16 protein-coding genes are annotated in these 18934 nt (G+C 58.1%); all 16 read right to left on the minus strand.

Annotated elements, in window-relative coordinates; translation table 11 throughout:
* Nucleotides 1-3: 3 nt before the first annotated feature.
* The 16 genes from KTH07_RS10660 to KTH07_RS10735 all read right to left on the minus strand — a co-directional run bounded on the left by KTH07_RS10660 (nucleotide 4) and on the right by KTH07_RS10735 (nucleotide 18914).
* Nucleotides 4-444 (minus strand): DcrB-related protein, encoded by a 441-nt coding sequence (locus KTH07_RS10660; protein ID WP_023303865.1) that lies wholly within the window; start codon nucleotides 442-444, stop codon nucleotides 4-6.
* Between the two features lie 75 nt (nucleotides 445-519).
* A complete protein-coding gene (locus tag KTH07_RS10665; protein WP_023303866.1) occupies nucleotides 520-2442 on the minus strand; it encodes a type VI secretion system Vgr family protein in 1923 nt (640 codons plus the stop codon).
* Nucleotides 2443-2639: 197 nt separating this feature from the next.
* Nucleotides 2640-3401 carry an ankyrin repeat domain-containing protein gene (locus tag KTH07_RS10670; protein WP_023303867.1) on the minus strand — a complete coding sequence of 254 codons (762 nt, stop codon included), beginning with the start codon at nucleotides 3399-3401 and terminating at the stop codon, nucleotides 2640-2642.
* Nucleotides 3398-4864: a hypothetical protein gene (locus KTH07_RS10675; protein WP_023303868.1), complete on the minus strand. Its 1467-nt coding sequence runs from the start codon at nucleotides 4862-4864 to the stop codon at nucleotides 3398-3400. Before KTH07_RS10675 ends, KTH07_RS10670 begins: the two co-directional genes overlap by 4 nt.
* Before the next feature lie 25 nt (nucleotides 4865-4889).
* A complete protein-coding gene (locus KTH07_RS10680; RefSeq protein WP_015570340.1) occupies nucleotides 4890-6323 on the minus strand; it encodes a serine/threonine-protein kinase in 1434 nt (477 codons plus the stop codon).
* Nucleotides 6324-6347: 24 nt separating this feature from the next.
* Nucleotides 6348-8963, minus strand: coding sequence for a type VI secretion system ATPase TssH (tssH, locus tag KTH07_RS10685; RefSeq protein WP_023303869.1), 2616 nt, complete (start codon nucleotides 8961-8963; stop codon nucleotides 6348-6350).
* Nucleotides 8964-9001: 38 nt separating this feature from the next.
* Nucleotides 9002-10045, minus strand: coding sequence for a type VI secretion system baseplate subunit TssG (gene tssG, locus KTH07_RS10690; RefSeq protein WP_032619556.1), 1044 nt, complete (start codon nucleotides 10043-10045; stop codon nucleotides 9002-9004).
* Nucleotides 10042-11913, minus strand: coding sequence for a type VI secretion system baseplate subunit TssF (gene tssF / locus KTH07_RS10695; RefSeq protein WP_015570337.1), 1872 nt, complete (start codon nucleotides 11911-11913; stop codon nucleotides 10042-10044). Before tssF ends, tssG begins: the two co-directional genes overlap by 4 nt.
* A gap of 2 nt (nucleotides 11914-11915) precedes the next feature.
* Entirely contained in the window at nucleotides 11916-12479 is a 564-nt protein-coding gene (tssE, locus tag KTH07_RS10700) for a type VI secretion system baseplate subunit TssE (protein WP_015570336.1), read from the minus strand.
* Nucleotides 12472-13284 (minus strand): type VI secretion system accessory protein TagJ, encoded by an 813-nt coding sequence (locus tag KTH07_RS10705; protein ID WP_032619554.1) that lies wholly within the window; start codon nucleotides 13282-13284, stop codon nucleotides 12472-12474. The genes tssE and KTH07_RS10705 overlap by 8 nt, the downstream gene beginning before the upstream one ends.
* Nucleotides 13285-13293: 9 nt before the next feature.
* Nucleotides 13294-14280 carry a hypothetical protein gene (locus tag KTH07_RS10710; RefSeq protein WP_023296777.1) on the minus strand — a complete coding sequence of 329 codons (987 nt, stop codon included), beginning with the start codon at nucleotides 14278-14280 and terminating at the stop codon, nucleotides 13294-13296.
* A 16-nt stretch (nucleotides 14281-14296) separates the two neighbouring features.
* On the minus strand, nucleotides 14297-15094 hold the full coding sequence (locus KTH07_RS10715) for a PP2C family serine/threonine-protein phosphatase (RefSeq protein WP_003859969.1): 798 nt from the start codon (nucleotides 15092-15094) through the stop codon (nucleotides 14297-14299).
* On the minus strand, nucleotides 15091-16866 hold the full coding sequence (gene tagH, locus KTH07_RS10720) for a type VI secretion system-associated FHA domain protein TagH (RefSeq protein ID WP_017384296.1): 1776 nt from the start codon (nucleotides 16864-16866) through the stop codon (nucleotides 15091-15093). The genes KTH07_RS10715 and tagH overlap by 4 nt, the downstream gene beginning before the upstream one ends.
* A 90-nt stretch (nucleotides 16867-16956) precedes the next feature.
* Nucleotides 16957-17373: a hypothetical protein gene (locus KTH07_RS10725; protein ID WP_015570334.1), complete on the minus strand. Its 417-nt coding sequence runs from the start codon at nucleotides 17371-17373 to the stop codon at nucleotides 16957-16959.
* Nucleotides 17367-18356, minus strand: coding sequence for a hypothetical protein (locus KTH07_RS10730; protein ID WP_023303872.1), 990 nt, complete (start codon nucleotides 18354-18356; stop codon nucleotides 17367-17369). The genes KTH07_RS10725 and KTH07_RS10730 overlap by 7 nt, the downstream gene beginning before the upstream one ends.
* A gap of 75 nt (nucleotides 18357-18431) precedes the next feature.
* Nucleotides 18432-18914 (minus strand): type VI secretion system tube protein Hcp, encoded by a 483-nt coding sequence (locus KTH07_RS10735; protein WP_014884229.1) that lies wholly within the window; start codon nucleotides 18912-18914, stop codon nucleotides 18432-18434.
* Between the last annotated feature and the right edge of the window lie 20 nt (nucleotides 18915-18934).

Here is an 18934-nt window from a genome sequence, read left to right on the forward strand (position 1 = left end):
GCCTTACACATTCCGGTTGTCGTTTAGCGTCAGACTCTGCTTCAGTGCGCTCCAGCGCGCCTCGTCCTCTTCCGTAAAGGCTTTTAAGGCCGAGAGGGTAAAAATTATCAGTACCGGTTTGCCCGGCGTCTGCACGGCCAGCTGTTTTTGCCACAGGCGCTGGCCGTTACGGTCAAAGGTGGTCTCAACTTCCAGCCCGTTAATTTTTCCGTCAGGCCCGGCTTTTACGTGCTGAAATTCGCTCTGGGCGATCTCACCCATCTGAGGACGCAGCACGTCCCACTGGCGGTGAAACTCTTGTTCGTAGTCGCTGCCATCCGGGATAACGCCGCGGCTGACCACCACGGACAGCCCGCTTTCGTCATCGCGAATGATGTTCATGCTGTTGTCCTGCCAGGCGGCAGGAAAAAGGGTAAAGGAACCTTCCTGGAGGGTGTATTTCATCGGTGAACTCGCGTCTAAAATTGCTAAAGGGTTTTACGTGCCGCCACGGACAACCCGGCGGCAGACAGAAAGCGGTTACTCTTCCGGGGGCGTAAATTTCTCCTGCACCGCCGCATCAATATCCCCTTTATGCCCTGACCCCGGCGCCGTTGTGCCCGGTTGGGTGCCCGACGTATTCAGGTGCAGCTTGCCGCCCGTGGTGATATAGCCGTCCCCTTCAACGAAGAAGTTGAACTCTTTGCCGATCAGGTTAATTTTGCCGTTAGCGTTAAGCTCAATAGCACTCTCGCCCGAGACCAGCCGCAGCTTCGTCCCGGAAGCAATAACATACTGCTCTACCGCCGCATCCAGCTTGCCTTTACCCGTCAGGATCTCGGTTCCGCCTTTCACGGCCTGGATCTGATTAGCCTCCACGCGATGCAGCTCATTTTTCTTCACGTAATGGCTGCGTGCGCCGCCAACGCTGTGCGTTTCATCATTCTTGACGCTGGTGTCCAGATTCCGCTCGGCCTGGATCCACACCTGTTCCGCGCCCGCCTTGTCCTCAAAGCGCAGGGCGTTGGCATTGTCGACTGAACCGTCTTTCGTGCGGCTCATAAAGCCCATCTGCGTCGCGGCAGCCGGCAGCGCCCACGGCGGCATGCTTGCTTCGTTGTATACGCGGCCGGTGATAATCGGACGGTCCGGGTCGCCGTTGATAAAGTCCACCACCACCTCATCGCCGACGCGCGGGATTTGCACCCCGCCGTAGCCCTGGCCCGCCCAGGCGCTCGACACGCGCACCCAGCAGGAGCTGGTGTCATCGCCCTTCGCCAGGCGGTCCCAGTGGAACTTCACCTTCACGCGGCCATATTTGTCCGTCCAGATACTCTCCCCCTGCGGTCCCACGACTTTCGCCGTCTGCGGGCCGTAGGTGCGCGGCCACGCCGTGCTCTGCGCCGGACGGTAGGACACCGACGCCGGGATAACGGTGAAATCGGTGCGGTGAATGGTTTCCCCCTCACCGCTCGCGTAGCGGTTCTCCTCGAAGTGGTAACCCGCCGCCGTCACCAGATACTCCCCGTTGTCACTGAAGAACGGCGCGTTGGACAGGGTAAAGATGTGGCCCGGCGCAATGCCCGCCGCCGTGGCCGTCGCCTGAATCTGCTGATGCTCCACCTGCCAGCGCTCCTGACGGATTCGGGCGTAGAACTCCGCATGGCCTGTCTCCACAAAGCGGCCCGGCCAGTCGTACACGTCGATGCTGCCCGGCTTCGGGGACGCCGGGTTCTGCTGCGCCTGGAACAGCCACGCGTTCGGCTTGCGGAAGTCATAGTCGTCGAGGCTGTATATCCCCGGCGTCACGCTGTCCTCCAGTGCCCACTGACTGATGCCCTCTTCATCCGTACTGCCGCCGGACGGCGTCTGGTGGTAAGGAATGACTTCATAGCCGCTGAACGGCTGGTGCTGGGTCGCGGCGTCGGTCAGTACCAGGGTATGCTTGTCGGCCTCGTGGCTGAAGTAGTACGCAATCCCCTCCAGCTCCATCAGGCGGCTGATGAAGTCCAGGCTCGATTCCTGATACTGCACGCAGTAGTCCCACACCCGGTAGCTGCCGGTAAGTTTGTCTTCGAGGTTAACCTGATGCTCACCCAGCAGGGTTTTGACAATCTGCGGTACCGTCTGGCCCTGGAAGATACGCAGGTTACGGTCGCGCTTCATCGGCCACAGGTCCGGCTCCACCGTCAGCTGGTACACCGCGTAGCGGGTGCCCGTCAGCTCCACGGCGCTCACCGCCACGCGCGTCACCTTGCCGTTGATATAGCGGGGGGTGAGCAGGTTCTGCGTGGGGATGGTCACCGTGACCGGCTGGCCCAGCAGCTTGCTGCGGTCAATGCGCGCGTCCGTACCAAGCAGGGTCAGCGTCAGCGCGAACGACTCGGACATCGCCTCACGGCCGGAGAGTTTCCAGAAAAGCAGCCCCTCAACCGGGAGCTGGACGGTAATTCGGTTGAGCATAATCTTTATTCCGTAATGGTTTATGCTGGGAACGTTTATGAACGTAAAGCTAATTTCGACGAGGTGGTTTTGGATTGATGCAATGCTGGGTTGATTTGTCTGGAGGTACGAACTTTCGTTTTTATAAATCCAAAGAGTGCAGGCTAATGGAAACTCCGGAAAAAACCTTATCTCTGGCTTTCATGAAAGTTGAGCAATCACTTAACCGGCGCAGGTGGCCACACGCCCCCTTTCTGAATAAGTTTCTCTTTTATTTCATTTAACTTCTCGTATTGCTCGCTGCCTCTATCAAGTCCACTCAGCGCGTCCGCAAGCGCATTACTCATTGACCAGCCATTTTTAGCCTTAACTGACGGGTCCGCTCCACGATCGAGCAGTAACAAGACATGCTCGTAAGCCTGGTTATCCAGCGCATCAAACACCAGCGTTTTACCCAGTGAATTGGTTGCATTGACGTCAGCTCCGCGATCGAGCATGGCTTCCAGAGTCTCTGTGTTTTTCGCTTTAAGCGACTGGAAGACGATCGGTTCGTGGAAGACCTTATCTTTCACGTTGGGTGAGAGGCCACCGTCCAGCATCGCATCGATCCAATCCGCGCTGTCCCCCTTCAGGGCAAATTCGGCAGGGCTGCTTTTTCCCTGCGGTCGAGGCTGGAGCGGATCTGCGCCGGCCTTAACAAGCAATGTAATCACCTTTAAATGGGGCGATGTTTTTTTATCATTAATCGCGTTGCCGATGGCCCAAAAAAGCAGGGTCATATCCTGCTTTCCCGGTTTATTAAGATCGCTTTCTGGTGCAAGCGTCTTCACCGCGTCGACATCACCTTCTTCAATCGCTTTCGCCAGTTCAAGCTGCTGACCGCTGAAGTAGTCCTGTGGATTAAGGTCCATATCCTGCTTACACCCCTGAATCATGAATAAAAAACATAACGCGACAAAAGCCATCAACCGTTTTTTCACAATCGACTCCCGATTATCGAAATATCCTCGTCCTTCTGTTGCTCTATGCAATCAATCGCCTGATTAATCCCGTGGCGGTCCAGCGCGCTTCCGGTTCCACCGGGAAGATCGTGGGGTATTCCGGCAGCATTAGGGCTCAGCGCAGAGATTTCCTCTTTGAGGATCCACGAAGGGACATGCCCTTTCATCGTTTTCAGATCTTCCCAGGGGTTAACTTCCTGAATCTTCGTCAGCAGTTCACCTTCAACCCGATACGCCTGGATATTATCCGTACTGCCTAATATCTTACCGCCGTATTTTTCTACGGTTCCGGCATTCAGGCCGGCGGCGTTGAACGTCCACCCCGCTTTCCCGCTGCCCATAGAGGTTGCAGAGGCGAGGCCACCGCCAAGGGAATGACCGGCAATATCAATATTCTGGCCTGACCTTGCCAGCTCCTTACCAATACTCACGGCCTTTTTATAATAATCTGAAGCCATACCCATGCCCTGTGAGAAGTTATTCGACCAGTCAGCCCCGTTTACCACCGGCGCCAGCTCCCCTTTGGTCAGTAAAGAGGAGACATTCTCAGACAGAGAGGCGAAACCAGGCTCGCGCGATCCCCTGAATACCAGTGTGGGGTTCATATCTGTACCAAACACTTCCGGCTTCGGTTGATAGACGCGCGCCAGAAAATTGGGGGACGTATCATCGTCAAAGAGCATTGATTTGTTCAGCCCGAACTTTCCTAACAGCGCATCGTCATTACTGATATCCGTCCACCCCTCCGGCACGCCCGGTGTGGTTTCCAGCGGGTTCACGGTCTTATAAATATTTTCCGCAAGCTTCGCTTTTTCCACCGCGATATTATTCGCCGCCAGACGCTTCGCGGCGATCTGGGCATCCGGATAAAGGCTATTGCTCCCCTTCGCAATCAGATCTTTACGCGCCTGCCAGCGCTCTGCTTTGGTCATCTTCTGAAGCTGCCCGGCATAGGTTTTACCGTCCTTGCCCGGAGTAGGTTCATCCGGCACCTGTGCCGTTTTAGATTTCACCACCTGTTTTGGCAGTACCGTTGGCGCAGGGCGAGATCCGTACGTTCTCACCATGGCTTCGTAGCGGTCGACAATCGTACTCACCGGATACCAGCCCAGGCCGACCAGCGAGGCAGCCTGGAGTTGCCCTTTGGCATTGATGTAAAAAATTTCCGTTACTGATGACCAGTCACGAAAACTTTCGTCAATGGCAACCACTCTGCCCATCTCTAAATCCTGCGCGATCAGCGTGCGGGTATCGCGCCCGGACTGATAAGGATTCGCACCGGTGATCGTGCGCAGCAGATCGTAGCGCGTGAAGAGCGAGCGCAGCGAATGGTCGGGAACCGACATAATCCACTGTCCGGCAACGGACGGGCGGATTATTTTCGCAAACAGCGCTGGCGAGACGTTCTCGTGGAACAGATAGACAAACTTGATGTTATACATTCGCTCCGTCCTGTTACCCGCAGGCTTACGGATTCACCAGCCAGGTGCCTGGCTTCGCAATATCCAGCGTCTGGGTACGCGTTCTTCCATTGCCTTCCAGTTCAATGCGGGTCTCGCCCGCAGGCAATTTCAGCGATGCGTAACCGTTATTCCCCGGACGCAGCGCTTTAGACTCGCCGTTCACCTTCAGCGTCTCGCCATCAAGCATGCGAATGTAGACCAACGCGACCGGGCTGGCGTCGACAGGCGGCGCACTCTGCTGCGCCGAAGCAGGTGGCGCAACCGGCTCGCTCACGTCTGCCGTTGCCGGTCTGGTTTCCGCCTGGGCGGAGGTCTCAGCCGGAGGGCTCACGGCAGGCGTTTGCGCCGTCTGCGCTGGCGTTTCCTGACTGTCGCCGCCGAACAGCATCGCACCGGCAACCACCCCAACCAGCACGCCCGCAGCCACCAGCCCCGGAAGCTTGTAACGTCGCCAGTCCAGCGCGGAAGCAGATGTCTCCTCTTCCACCGGCACCAGCATCGTGCCGGTCTTCTTCGCGGTCAGCACCTCGTCGATACCGGCGACGGGCATCTCGATCAGCGCCGCGAACTCCTCAATGGATTGCGGACGGTCTTCCATATGCAGCGCCAGCGCCTTGTCGATGGCCTGTAGCAACGGGATGGAATACCCCTGCGGCATCAGCTCCACCAGCGGTTTGCAGGTGTCCTGAATCGAGCGCACCACGCTGACCGGTGGCGGAGAGCCCACGATGAGGGTGCGCAATACGGCGCCGAGCGCGTAGATATCCGTCCACGGCCCCTGCTCGCTTTCATTGTCGTCGGTATACTGCTCGATAGGCGCGAAGCCCGGACGCAGCATGGTTTCCGTCTCATCCGAGAGATTACCGATGGTGCGGCGCGCCGATCCGAAATCGAGCAGCACCGGCAGGCCGTTATCCTGAATCTGAATGTTATCCAGCGAGATGTCGCGGTGTAGATAACCCTCGTCGTGGATCGTTTTGATGGCGCCGAAGAGCATTGGCAGCATGCGGCGGATCCACGCCTCGTTAATCAGCTCCGGTTTCTCTTCGCGCAGACGCGACAGCGTGGTACCGCTGTAAAACAGCGTCCCCATATAGGCCGTGTCGTTTTGCACCCAGAAACGCAGTACGTGCAGCAGGTTCGGGTGGTTAAAGCGCGCCAGCAGGCGGGCTTCCTGGATGAAGCTGTTCAAACCGGCAGAAAACGCTTTGCCGAAGCGCTCGCTGCGCAGCACCAGCGTCATATCCTCGCCGCGCACGGCGAGGGAGGAAGGCATAAATTCTTTGATAGCGATAGTGCGTTCGAGCTGGTGATCCCAGGCGCGATAGACGATGCCGAATCCGCCGCCGCCAATCACCTCTTTTATCTCAAACTCATTGAAACGGTACCCGACCGGGAGCGCGTTTGGGACAGTCCGATTGTTATCATTATCCGTCATCTTTTACAGTTCTCTTGATGATTATTACGCGGCAAACTGACAGTGGAACTCGCCCTGCTCGCAGGTGACATGCAGACGTCGGTACTGCTCGTCGCTGCGGCTGGCGGTAAGTAAAATCTGGCTCATCTGAGGCAGCAACGTATTGGTCAGAATCGCATCCACCATACGCCCGCCCGACTCAACCTCGGTACAGCGCTGAACAATCTGTTCGACCACGCTGTCGTCAAATTCAGAAATAATGTTGTGATTCTCTTCCAGACGACGCTGAATGCGCCTGAGCTGAAGACGCACAATCTGCCCCAGCATCTCGTCGCTCAGCGGGTAATACGGCACCACCAGCAGGCGGCCCAGCAGCGCAGGCGGGAACACCTCCAGCAGCGGCTGGCGCAGGGCGCCGCTTAACGCGTCAGGCTCCGGCATCAGTTCCGGGTCGGCGCACATGGCTGCGATCAGGTCGGTGCCGACGTTAGAGGTCAGAATAATAATGGTGTTACGGAAATCAATGTGACGCCCTTCGCCGTCCTCCATCCAGCCCTTGTCGAAGACCTGGAAGAAGATCTCGTGCACGTCCGGGTGCGCTTTTTCAATTTCATCCAGCAGCACCACGCTGTAGGGACGGCGGCGCACGGCCTCGGTTAAGACGCCGCCTTCACCATAGCCCACATAGCCCGGAGGCGCACCTTTTAACGTCGAAACGGTGTGCGCTTCCTGGAATTCACTCATGTTGATGGTAATAACGTTCTGCTCGCCGCCGTAAAGCGACTCCGCCAGCGCCAGCGCGGTTTCAGTTTTACCCACGCCGGATGGCCCGCAGAGCATGAATACGCCGACCGGTTTGTTCGGATCGTCAAGCTTCGCCCGCGAGGTTTTTACCCGACGGGCAATCAGATCCAGACCGTGACGCTGACCAATAACCCGCTGGTTCAGCGTGTCGGCCAGGTTCAGCACCGCGTCAATCTCATTTTTCACCATCCGGCCCAGCGGGATCCCGGTCCAGTCTGAGACCACCGCAGCCACCACGTTCTCATCCACCGCGGCAAACAGCAGCGGTTCGTCACCCTGTAAGGTCTTCAGCGCCTGCTGCTGTTCTGCCAGCTGGCCGCGCAGTTCAGCCGTATCCTCATCACCCGCCGCAAACAGCGCGGCACGCAGACGGATAATCTCCTGCACCCGCGTGCGCTCTTCTTCCCAGCGACGGGCCAGAGCTTCGCGCTGGGTTTCGAACGCGTCACGTTCGGCGGTTAAGGCCGCCACACGCGCCGGATCGCCCGCCCCCACGCGCACTTCGCGTTCAGCAATCTCCAGCTCCACGTCCAGGGCCGCCAGGTGACGCAGACAGTCTTCCAGCTGGGCAGGCGGCGCGCTCTGGCTGACGGCCACGCGCGCGCAGGCGGTGTCCAGCAGCGCCACCGCTTTATCCGGCAGCTGACGCGCAGGAATATAGCGATGCGACAGTTTCACCGCCGCGCTGACCGCTTCGTCGAGGAGTAAAACCTGATGATGGGTTTCCAGCGGCGACACGGTGCTGCGCAGCATCAGCACGGCTTTGGCTTCGTCCGGCTCGTGAACCTGTACGGTCTGGAAACGGCGGGTCAGCGCCGGATCTTTCTCAATGTATTTTTTGTATTCCGCCCAGGTGGTCGCGCCGATGGTGCGCAGTTGCCCGCGCGCCAGGGCAGGCTTGAGCAGGTTAGCAGCATCGCCGGTGCCCTGCTGACCGCCAGCGCCAATCAGAGTGTGGATCTCATCGATAAACAGAATAATTGGCGTGGCGCTGGACTGCACCTCGTTAATCAGCGCCTGGAGGCGCGCCTCAAATTCCCCTTTCATGCCCGCGCCGGCCTGAAGCATGCCGATATCCAGCAGCCACAGCTGAACGTTTTGCAGCGGCTCCGGCACGTCGCCGTCAGCGATACGCAGCGCCAGCCCTTCCACCACCGCCGTTTTCCCGACGCCGGCTTCCCCGGTCAGCAGGGGGTTGTTCTGGCGACGACGCATCAGAATATCGACCATCTGGCGGATCTCTTCATCGCGCCCCACCACCGGGTCGATTCTCCCTTCCCGGGCGCGCGCCGTCAGATCCTGACCATACTGCGCCAGCGTGCCCTGCGCAGCCGGTACTGCCCCGGCAGGCGCGTCCGCAGCGGCGGCGGCCTGCTGGCTCTCTTTGCTGCTGGCGCAAATGGCGTCGAACTGCTCGATCAGCACCTCGACGTTAAGACGGGTGAACTGCGCCGAAATGCTTTTCAGCACGTTAGCCAGATTCCACGTTTTCAGTATGCCGATCAGCAAATGGCCGCCGCGGATGCGGCTGACGCCAAACTTCAGCGAGCCGTAGACCCAGGCGCGCTCGACGGCGCTGTCGATATGCTCGGAAAGATCAGACACGGAACTCGCGCCACGCGGCAGGGCATCCAGCGCCGCCACGATATCGCGTGTCAGCTGCTGTTCATCAAGGGCGAAGTGACGGATGACCTGTTGCAGATCGCCATCCTGCTGCTGCATCAGCTGATGCAGCCAGTGCACCAGCTCAACGTACGGGTTGCCGCGCAGCTTACAGAAGGCAGTCGCGCTTTCCAGAGAGGTAAATAACAGCGTATCCAGTTTGCCGAAAAGCACGGCACGGCTAATTTCTGACATGTTAGTTTCCATTAACAATGATTCGGTATACGGAAGGATTATCGCTCTGCGCGATACACCAGATCGCCACGCGGAACAGGCTGAGGCTGAAGGCCGAGCCAGGTGTTGTACCCTAATCGCCCGGCGCTACCGAGCGTGGCGCCCTGCACCGCATCGGCGCGCAGGATCACCCGTGTTTCCCATTCAAATTCCACCCCGGCGTACTGTCGCACCCAGTCGCGCAGCTCGGTCACCCATCCTTCGCCCGGCAGAAAACGGTTGTAGTCGTCTGCGCTCAACGGGCCAATCTCGAGCCGGAATTTATGCTGCACGTCGCGTACCGCAATGCCGAGAAAAGCGGACTCTCCCATGCGCGGCAGGCGACGCCCCTCACCCAGCTGTGCCTGCTCCCGCATTGAGAGCGGCATCCACTGCGGGACGTTGGCCACCAGCCTGACCGGCACGTTGAAATAGTTGCGCAGGATTTTCTCCAGCCCTTCCGGGTCCCGTCCGTGGCGGGTCAGGTGCCCGGCGTGAGTAAAGCGGGCGTGCGCGCTCAGACTGCCTTTCGACATCTGGGCAGGCTGCCCCATGCCAATCAGCGATGCCAGATACCCTTCGAAGCGCCTGTTGTCGTTGCGATCCAGTGAAACGGCAGGCTGCGCGTCCGCCCAGGCGCGGTAGAACAGCAGCGTCAGGCGGTGGTGAAAGAGGTCGGCAAACGCGCTGAGGCTGTGATCCTGATGATGATGAATACGCTCGCGGGCATACTCAGTCATGTGCACCGGCAGCGGGCCGTTAGGACCAAACAGGCCGAAGCTCAGTATGGAAACGTCATGCAGTCCGTTCTCTTCCCGCTGCCGGACCTCAGCAACCGTTGACGGCGCAAAGCCCATTGAAGGCTGCTGACCAATACGCAGCGGCTCAAATTTAGGCAGCGGCGCGCGCCCCAGCGGGTAACGCTCACTGCCCTGGGCATCAATGCGTCTTAACAGCTGGAACAGATCGTAGCGCCACGGCGTCTCGCGCACCCCGCGCCAGAACGCATCGGGGAGCGGCGTCAGGCGATGCACGCGCAGCGTTACAGGGGCAACTTCACTCATACCAGCGCCCTTTTACCCATGCGCGGCGCCCAGTAGCCGATTTCGCCGCGCTGCTGGCTCTTGAGCGTGAACTCCGTAAAGCTGTTGATGGAGACCAGGCGGGCAAAAAGGCGTTCCAGCACGCTGCCGAAAAGCCACGGGCTGGCGCCGGAAAAGGCGCGTTCGTCCACCGTCAGGGTGATGCCGATCCCGCGGGCGAACACCACCGGGCCGGGTTCAGGCACGCGGCGGTGCACCGGCTCCAGCACGCAGTGACGAACGCCATCCACCTGACGGGCAACCGGCGTCTCGGCGAGGTTGGCGTATAGCCCTAACAGCTGACGCAGCGCGGCTGCGCCCTCTTCGTTTTCGCTGTCCATCAGGCTAAGGTAGTTCATTTGCAGCTGGCTAATGAGCCGCCAGGTGCTGAACCCTTCGGCCAGCGCCGGACGCGGCGGCGTCGGGCCTTTACGCAGGGTTAACGCCTTCACCGGCATGGAGTCGGCCATAATAAACTGCCCAAGCTCCTGCTGGAGCATCAGCGGCAGGTCGCGGCTGGTGCACAGCACCTCGGCGGAAATGTAGCGCAAATTCTCCTGCCACGGCGCGTGCTGCGCATCCACCAGCGAGACGAAGACCTCCGAGCCGATATAGCCCGTGCGGGTGCCATAGCGCAGCGCGTGTTCGGAGAGAACGCGCTGCTCACGGCGCAGGGAAAAATAGGCGCCGTAGTTGCCCGCGTCTCCGCTCCAGGTACTCCAGAACGGACGAAACGTCTGGTCGTCCCGCTGACCATCCGCGCTGGCATAGATTTTTTTCACGGCATAAATTTCATAATCCAGCGGGCGGATGTTATCCACCACCAGGTGGTATTCATGCTGGCTTTCGCTCAGCTTCTGCCGGGCCGCCACTTTCGGGAACAGGTTGATCACCGGCGTGCAGTGCAGCGCCAGGTGGCTGGCATCCACCACGCGCTCCAGCTGATCGTCGCTCTTGTCGAGCAGAATGAAGATATCAAACGCTTTTTCGTCTTCGCAGCGCTGGATCAGCTTGCCCAGCCCGCTCAGGCTGATGAAACGAAAACGCGCCGGGAACGCAAAGTACTCCTGCAACAGGCGATAGCCGTCGAAGTTGCGCAGATCGTCCGGGAGCAGCGCCTGGTCCGCATTAAAGCCTTCCTGACGCAGGGCGTCAGACGACAGCAGCTGGCGCTGGGGCTGCTTGCTGACCGTCTGGCAGACAATACCCGCGTGGTGCTCCATCACCAGCTCCAGCAGCTTCAGCGCCTCGATGTCCGGGCCGCTTAAGAAGAACTCCAGGCGGTCAAAGTCCAGGTGCCCGAGATGCTGCGGGCCATCGCAGGCAATGCGGACCCGCAAGGCGCTGCTGATCCCCCGCTGGCTCAGGCCGAGCTGGGCCAGCGGCAGATCGGCGGGAACGCCGCCCAGCTCGATCCGCTCAATTTTTAACGGCAGCAGGTTGACCTCGTGCGCCGTGGTATAGCTGCACGTAACCCCGGTCTTTTTCAGCGCCAGGCTGTCCATCATGGTGCCGCGCGGCACAATAAAGCCTTTGCTCAGGTCGCCCCGGCTGCTGTCGGGCTGAATTTCAGCGATCGCCATCGACGGCGTAGGCGCCAGATAATTTGGCGCAATCATCTCCAGCATACGCTGTGAAAAGCGCGGGAATTCGGCGTCCATTTTCATCTGCACGCGGGAGGTCAGGAAGGCGAAACCTTCCATCAGGCGCTCAATGTACGGGTCCGCCACTTCGATGCCGCGCATGCCGAGCCGCCCCGCCACTTTCGGGTAGCGCTCGGCGAACTCTGCGCCCATCTCGCGCAGATAGGCCAGTTCACGGTTGTAATATTCGAGCAGTTTGCTTTCCATAATTACCCCGCATCCTTCAGTTCAAAATGGCCGTTCTCAAGATCGACGTCGGTGCGAAAGAGAAATTCCAGCGGATACGGCACGCACCACAGGCGACCTTTGATTTCGATAGACAGAACGTTGTGCAGATCTAACGAGGAGGTATCGGACACGCAGCGAACCTGAAGCCCCTGCGGCAGGATCCGCGGTTCAAAGTTAATAATCGCTTCGGTGAGCTTGCGCTGAATGTCGTGCCATTCGATATCGGACATTCTTTTCCCCGCCAGCGGCGCCACGCCAAAATTCACGACGGAACGGCTCACCTGCGTCAACCCGCTCAGATCGCTGGAGGCATCGTGGTTAATGGTGTTAAACAACCACTGTAAATCCCGCAGGACGTTACGACGCAGCGCGGCGTGGGTAATCAGATTGCTGTTGGCGGACTCGCGTTTTTTTTCCGGATCGTTATCCGTCAGGCGATCCAGCAGTGAGGGCTGCATTTTGTCGCGCGCCCCCACTTTCTCCTGCCTGCTGCGGGCCTGCCAGCCGCTGCGCAGCAGATCGCCTTCGCCTGCGGGATTACTCATCCGCACCATCCGAGGTAAATGTCACCAGGCTCAGGGTAAGCAGCGGGCTTTCGCTTTGCTCGCTCAGCCAGGCTTTCTGTCCCATGCCTTCATACAGGGCGCCGTCATCGTCCAGCGGGAGCCATTCGGTGGTGCGCCCCAGCTTAACGCTGTCTGGCGCCCCGTCAGCAAACGGATAACACGCCGGGATCTGACACACCTGCTCGGTGCCGTCCGTGAGGCGGACCAGCGCATGACGCCACACCAGATCGGTCACGCTGGCCGGAGCCTGAAAACGGATCGCGTCGATGGCGCAGAACGGCACCCAGAAATAACGGCCATTGACCAGGGTTTCACACACCGGCCCCAGACGGGCATCGCCGTCCATCAGCCATTCAAAGGTGTGGCTCTCTTCATTCTCCAGCGTGACCTGCCCGCGGCTTGCCGGGGCCTGTTCGAGTGCCGCCAGGCGCAGCGTTTGCGCTTGCCCTGCGCTTTCGGTCAGCGCCTGGGCTAACGTCGTCAGCCACGGCCACTGCGCCTCGGGCATTGCCGGTCGTACCTCTCCCGCGAACACGCGCGCACGCTGCTGTTCACCCTGAATGGCCTGCTCCAGCAGCGTTACGGTCGGTTTTGCCTGCGGCTTCAGCGCCAGCCAGCTTTTCAGCTGGGTCAGGGCGCGCGCCCAGTTGCCGCTGAGGATCAGAAACTGCACAAACGCGGCGCGCAGATCGGCATCCGCCGGACGGGCTTTGATATCGGCTTCCAGGCGAAGCAGCGCGTCGCTAATCGACTCCCCCGCCAGACGTTGATAAAGCGTATTCATAGCCCCTCCTTAATTCGCCGCGCGCCAGGCGCCCACTGCCGGATCGCGCAGCTGCGGACGCAGCGTGTCAATCAGAACAACGTTCAGCTCCGCGCCCGGTGCAACCCATGCGCTCCAGATCTTCTTCACCTCTGCGATACGCGCCTGGAGTCTGGCGTCGTCGCTGGCGATCTCACGGGTGATTTCCACCGCCACCGTGCCGTTGCTCTTCCAGCCGTTCAGGGTGCTGTCGTACGGCAGGATCATCCAGCTCTGGTCGCTGTTCTGGGTGCTGAAGACCATGCGTTCTTTGTTGACGGAGGTGATCAGCGCCTTTTCAGGATCGACCGCGTTGTTCAGCCCCATCACCGGGAAGCCGTGAATGTAGGTGACCGGAATCGCTTTCTGCGTCCCGTTACGGTTCTGCGTCACCACGGAGTGGCCGCTGAGCCAGCTGCCGTTGCCGCAGCGGGTGGTGTCGGAATCCGGAATAAACAGCGCTGGCGCGGAGGAACCGCCCTCCCAGAAGGTGCGCAGGTGGCAACCGTCCTGAAGGGTGAACTCCTGCCATGGCGTACGATCTGCCGCCACGGTGTGCGTCTCCGGATTCTGGTCAGGCGGCAGCAGCGCGCCTGAGGTGGGGGTCGTTGCCGCCGCCGTTTCCTGCTGCTTCACCACCAGCGCCCAGTCCTGCGCTTTAGCCGCTGTGCCCCGGGCAAGCGTCGTGCCTTCCGGATCGTTAAGCGTCCAGTTCAGGGTATTCAGCTTGCTGCACTGGTGCTCCAGCAGCGAGCCAAGGCGCGGCACGAAGTTTTCCAGCACCGAAACCTCTTTCTTGCCGTTCGCCACGATACGCAGCGCCACGTCCGCCTTACACCAGCTTTGCGGCGTATTGTCTTTAATGTTGTCGATCCAGATATCCAGCTTCTGCGCAGGAGACTGCACGATGCGGAAGTTTTCAGCCTGTGCGGTGGTCGCCACCGTCAGAAGAGCCAAACCCGATAGCCAAAGTTTCATATCAATCCTTGTGTGTCTAATCAGTTCCGCAGGGAAGAAATTGTGCTGCGTCAGAGAGCGTATGCAGCAAAGTGGTGTCCTGAGGGTTGCCCATCCACACCGCCACGGCGGTATAGTTATCCTGAGCATTGCCCTCCTGTTCGGCATTCTTTTGAATGATTTGGTTCATTAAGGTCAGCCACTCCTGTGGCGTATTGACCATGTGCAGCGACTGCTTCATCTGCTCTTCGCTGACGCCGTGCCAGAAACCGTCGGTGCAGAGCAGGAAGGCATCACCGTCCTCAACCTGCACGACATCGCTGTAGCTCGCTTCCGGTCCGCCATTCTCAATACCCAGCGCCAGATACAGCAGGTTGCTGTTGAGATCGTCGGTCTGATGCCCGGCATCTTTCATCTGCTGGACGAGGCTGTGATCGGTGGTGACATGCCACAGCCAGCCGCGGCGAAACAGGTACAGGCGGCTGTCTCCGGCGTGCGCCCAGTAAGCCAGACGGTAATCCCTGTCGATAAACAGGCTGACCAGCGTGGTGCCCATCCGGCGATAGTCCTGCACGGCCTGTTGTTCGCTGAGGATGGTGCGGTTCGCCGTTTGGACGTAGTCACGAATATGCTGCGCATTCAGGTGCTTGTCGCCGTCAAAGCGGGAAATAATGCTGTTGCGGGCCAGCTCAGCGGCCACCTCGCCGCCCGGCAGGCCCGCGATGCCGTCACAGACGACAAAGCAGGCTGAACGTTCCCCGATGGTTTCTCCCGTCTGATCCTGGTTGCTGGCGCGCGTCCCCTGGCGGGAGAGAGAAGCCGTTGCGATATTCATTTTTCTTCCGATCCGCTTTGTGAGTCTTTGTACTGATTGACCTCCATGTCATAGGCATGGAGGAAGGCTTCGCCAAACAGGGTATGGAAGTCGTCCTCGATCTCGCCCGCCGTCTCGCCATAGCTGCGAACGAAATAATCCCACAGCGCGGCTTTACGGCTGCCCGGCAGCGCCAGGCGTGACGTCATCCCGTTCTGCTTCGCCTGCTCTTCCAGTTGTTCCGGGTTAAAGGATTGCAGCATGGCGGCGATAATGGCGCGGATACCAGAGATCATCCCTAGCTGGTGTGCCTGGAGATCGATCAGCGCATCACGCACCGATTTGGTCGGCGGCATAAAGCCCGGCATCGGCGTGCCGAACATCTGGATCAGCACCGTTTTCCCGGTCGGCAACAGTTTGAACGGGTTGTTCGCATCGTCGAGCACCATGGTCATATCGGCTTTCACCCCACGCTTGAGGATGGAGCGCGAGGAGAGCAGCGCCACGGTCCCCTGCGAGAACATGCCCAGGATCTGCCCCAGCTGACGCATATTTTCCCGGTCGAATTGCGGTACCGGCTGCATTTCGCTCAGGCCCATGCCCTCCAGCAGCGCCTCCAGCAGTTCGCCCTGAAGCACCTCGCCCCGCTCGCCGGTCTGCGCGGAGGCAGCAGGCGATGCAGCGTTTTTAACCGGGTCGATACGCAGGCGGCCTTTAGGCGCCTGCGCGTTGCTGCGCGCCACGGCCTGCGGCGTTGGCATGGTGAAGCCAGCGTAATCGGGGCGCGCGGGCTCCTCTTCCGCGCGCGGCGCGTCCTGTGGTTCAGTCGGTTCCGGATCGAACAGCGGTGAGCTGGCCAGCGCATCCTCTTCCTGTGCGGCTTGCGCTTCAGGCTTTGGCTCCGGCTTATCGGCCACGATTTCATCCGGATGGGTTAACGGCGCGCCGCCCATCAGGCCGAGAGGGTCATCATGACGCGCGGCAGGTGCGCTCGCCGACCCGCCAAACAGGGCTAACGGATCGAGTTCGTCCGACGCCTCTTCCTTTGGCTGGGCAGGTTTGCTTTCGTCCGGCTGTACCAGCGTTGAAGGGGTGACATCGTCAAAGATGCTCTCTTTTTTAAACAACGCTTCATCGCTAAACAGCGTGTCCGGGTCAACGTTTTTACGTTCAAGCGACGGTTCGGCGTCGTTAAACATTGCCAGCGGATCTTCGGCATTCCGCTCCGGGGCCGCAGGCTGAGAGAACGGATCGTGGGATGCGGCGGGCTGTGGTTTTGCCCGGTTGCTGGAGATGCTGTCGGAGATGGAAAACTCCTGCATCAGGCTGTCCCAGATTTCCGACGGCACGGCCGTAGGTTCAGCTTTTCCACGAGGCGCGGCGCTGGCCGGTTTCGGTTGCGGCGCTGGTGCAGGTGTCGCCACTGGGCGCGCCTGCTGCATGCTGGCCGCCATGCGGCTTACGGGCTGGGTGTCATGAATGAGTTCGCTGACTTCAATGCGATAATCATCAATACCGAGAATATCCCCATCCTGAAGCTCAACCTGACGCCCACGCTCCAGCGGGATATCATTCAGTACCACGCGGGTAACGCTGCCGCGGTTCGTGACGCGGCATTCGCCACTGGCGTCGACGTGAACGATGGCCTGCAAACGCGAGATGGTGCGGTCATTGTCCGGCAGCACCAGATTGTTATCCGTACCGCGCCCAATGGTGCCGCCCGGGGCATAAAAATCACAGCTGCTTTGCGGCGGCTGATGACCGGGTTTCGTAGAAATAATCGTGAATCGCATGGCGTATTCCTGCTGGTATGATTAGCGCTCAAACGCTGCCGCTCTCGGGGGTGAGAACGGCGGGGTTTGGGGGTTAAGGGCTGATTAAAGCTATTTGACTACATTCAGGAAAATAATGCCGATAAGCAGCCATAGCGTAAAAAGTAAGGCCTGAGCTTTATAGCGTCGATGCAGTTTTAATATCCAGCCGATTCTCTCTTCCGGTAAAGCCTGAACGAATTTATAGGCATCGTCCTGAACATTTCTGTCTTTGGTAAATTTCATCTTCACGCCTTTGCGAAGACGAACAAACCAGATTATTTTTTGATAGTTCGCCAGCGAACCAAAAAATGATGCGTAATTTGTCACCAGATCGAGATCGTAGCCTTTTTGCCTATATTCTGAAAGAAGCTGATTATATTCGGCCTCGTGTTTTTTAAAATAACGGGAACTGATGAAGTCCATAATTACGACAAGTAAAAATAAAACAACAATCAGAAATAAAAGAATATTTTCTAAATTCACCATAGCTTATCCATGACATATTCAGTTGCTCCACCGGCAACTTCGCCACCAATGTATCCACCCGCAGCGGCTCCTACCACAGAACACGCGAGCAACCCTACACCACCTGTTGCCACGCCCAATGCAACACATACGCCAGCCCCAGCCATGGCGCCATATTTTCCGCCATAAATCCCGCCCGCAAGACTGGCGCCAAATTGACTGTACTTCTTAACGGCGACTTTGGAACAACTCTGCTCTCTACCTACTGTACAGGCATCGTAAACTTCATTGGTTGTGTTTGCACCAGCGAAGCCGATAGCAAGCCATCCTCCCATTTTCAGAAAACGGGCAGCTTTTGAAGCATTGTCTACATATGTTGAATACCCTCGTATCGAGGCAACACCCGCAGTACTCCATTCGTGGACAATTGACCTGCTTGATAAACCTAAAGCGTGCTTGATTTCTTCATAAGGTTTCAGTTTCAGCGTTAGTCTGGACAGCTTATTTAATAAAACGTCCATCTCAGAAAAAAGTTTTTGCCTTTCAACAAAAAACTGCTGCCCGATCAATGTGCCTTGCGTTCTGTATTGATTTTGATAAGCCAGTTCGATAGCTTTTAATTTCTTTTCTATTTCGCTAAAGTACCTTTCACCTGCATCAGCAACCACCCCGAGAGATTTATCCATAAAATTAGTTAATGCTGCGATGGTACTAAAATGCTTGTTAAAGAAATTAGCTTCATCTGTATTCAGTTCTGCCAATGCTCCATTAACCTTTTGCTTTGCATTTTGTAATTGTTTTAGCTGAACCGCATTTTCAGCACCCGGAGCATTAAGGATCAATATTTGCCCGGGTTTTAACCACCGTGTGTCCCTGTTCACTTGCATAAAATAACGTGCCGCTTCACTGTCTGGTTTATTGAACAGTAGTCTTGCCTGGAAATCTAACGTACCAGCCTGCTGAACAACACAATAACCAGGAGCAACCGTTGATTTTACGCTCATATTGACATCCCTTTGCAAACGAAATTAAGTCTCTATAAATAATGACCGGGGAAAACTCCCCGGTCACGCGCGCAATTACGCTTCTTTGTTTTCTTTGATGTTCCAGCCAGCGCTGCTTTCAGCACCTTTACCACCGGCAGTGGTCTGCTCCCAGTACTGCTGTTTCACTTTCGCAGCCTGGAATGCATAGGTCACGCCAACGGTATCGCCGTTGTCTGCCCCCGTGTACTGAACGGAAGTCACGAGAACGTCTTCCAGGGTGATGCGGGTGTATTCAACCTGCTGACCACCCGCTTTGCAGACGGACAGTTCAACTTTGGTCAGGTGTTTACCGCTTGCGCAGTGTTTCAGGATTGCTGTAGTGGATTTGTCGATCAGAGCGTTAACGTGCAGATCGTTAAAGTTCACTTTACCGGCACCGCCGCCACCGCCAACGCTCATATTACCTGGCTGGGACGCGCCCCAGGAGAAGGAGGTAATATCAGTCCAGCCGGTGTGGTTAGAATCTTTAGATTCGCCCGTAACACCCTCGACCTTCAGAAACATATCAATAGCCATAATATCTACTCTTCGTGGAT

This window comes from Enterobacter cloacae complex sp. ECL72, assembly GCF_019056635.1.
Lineage (GTDB): Bacteria > Pseudomonadota > Gammaproteobacteria > Enterobacterales > Enterobacteriaceae > Enterobacter > Enterobacter hormaechei_C.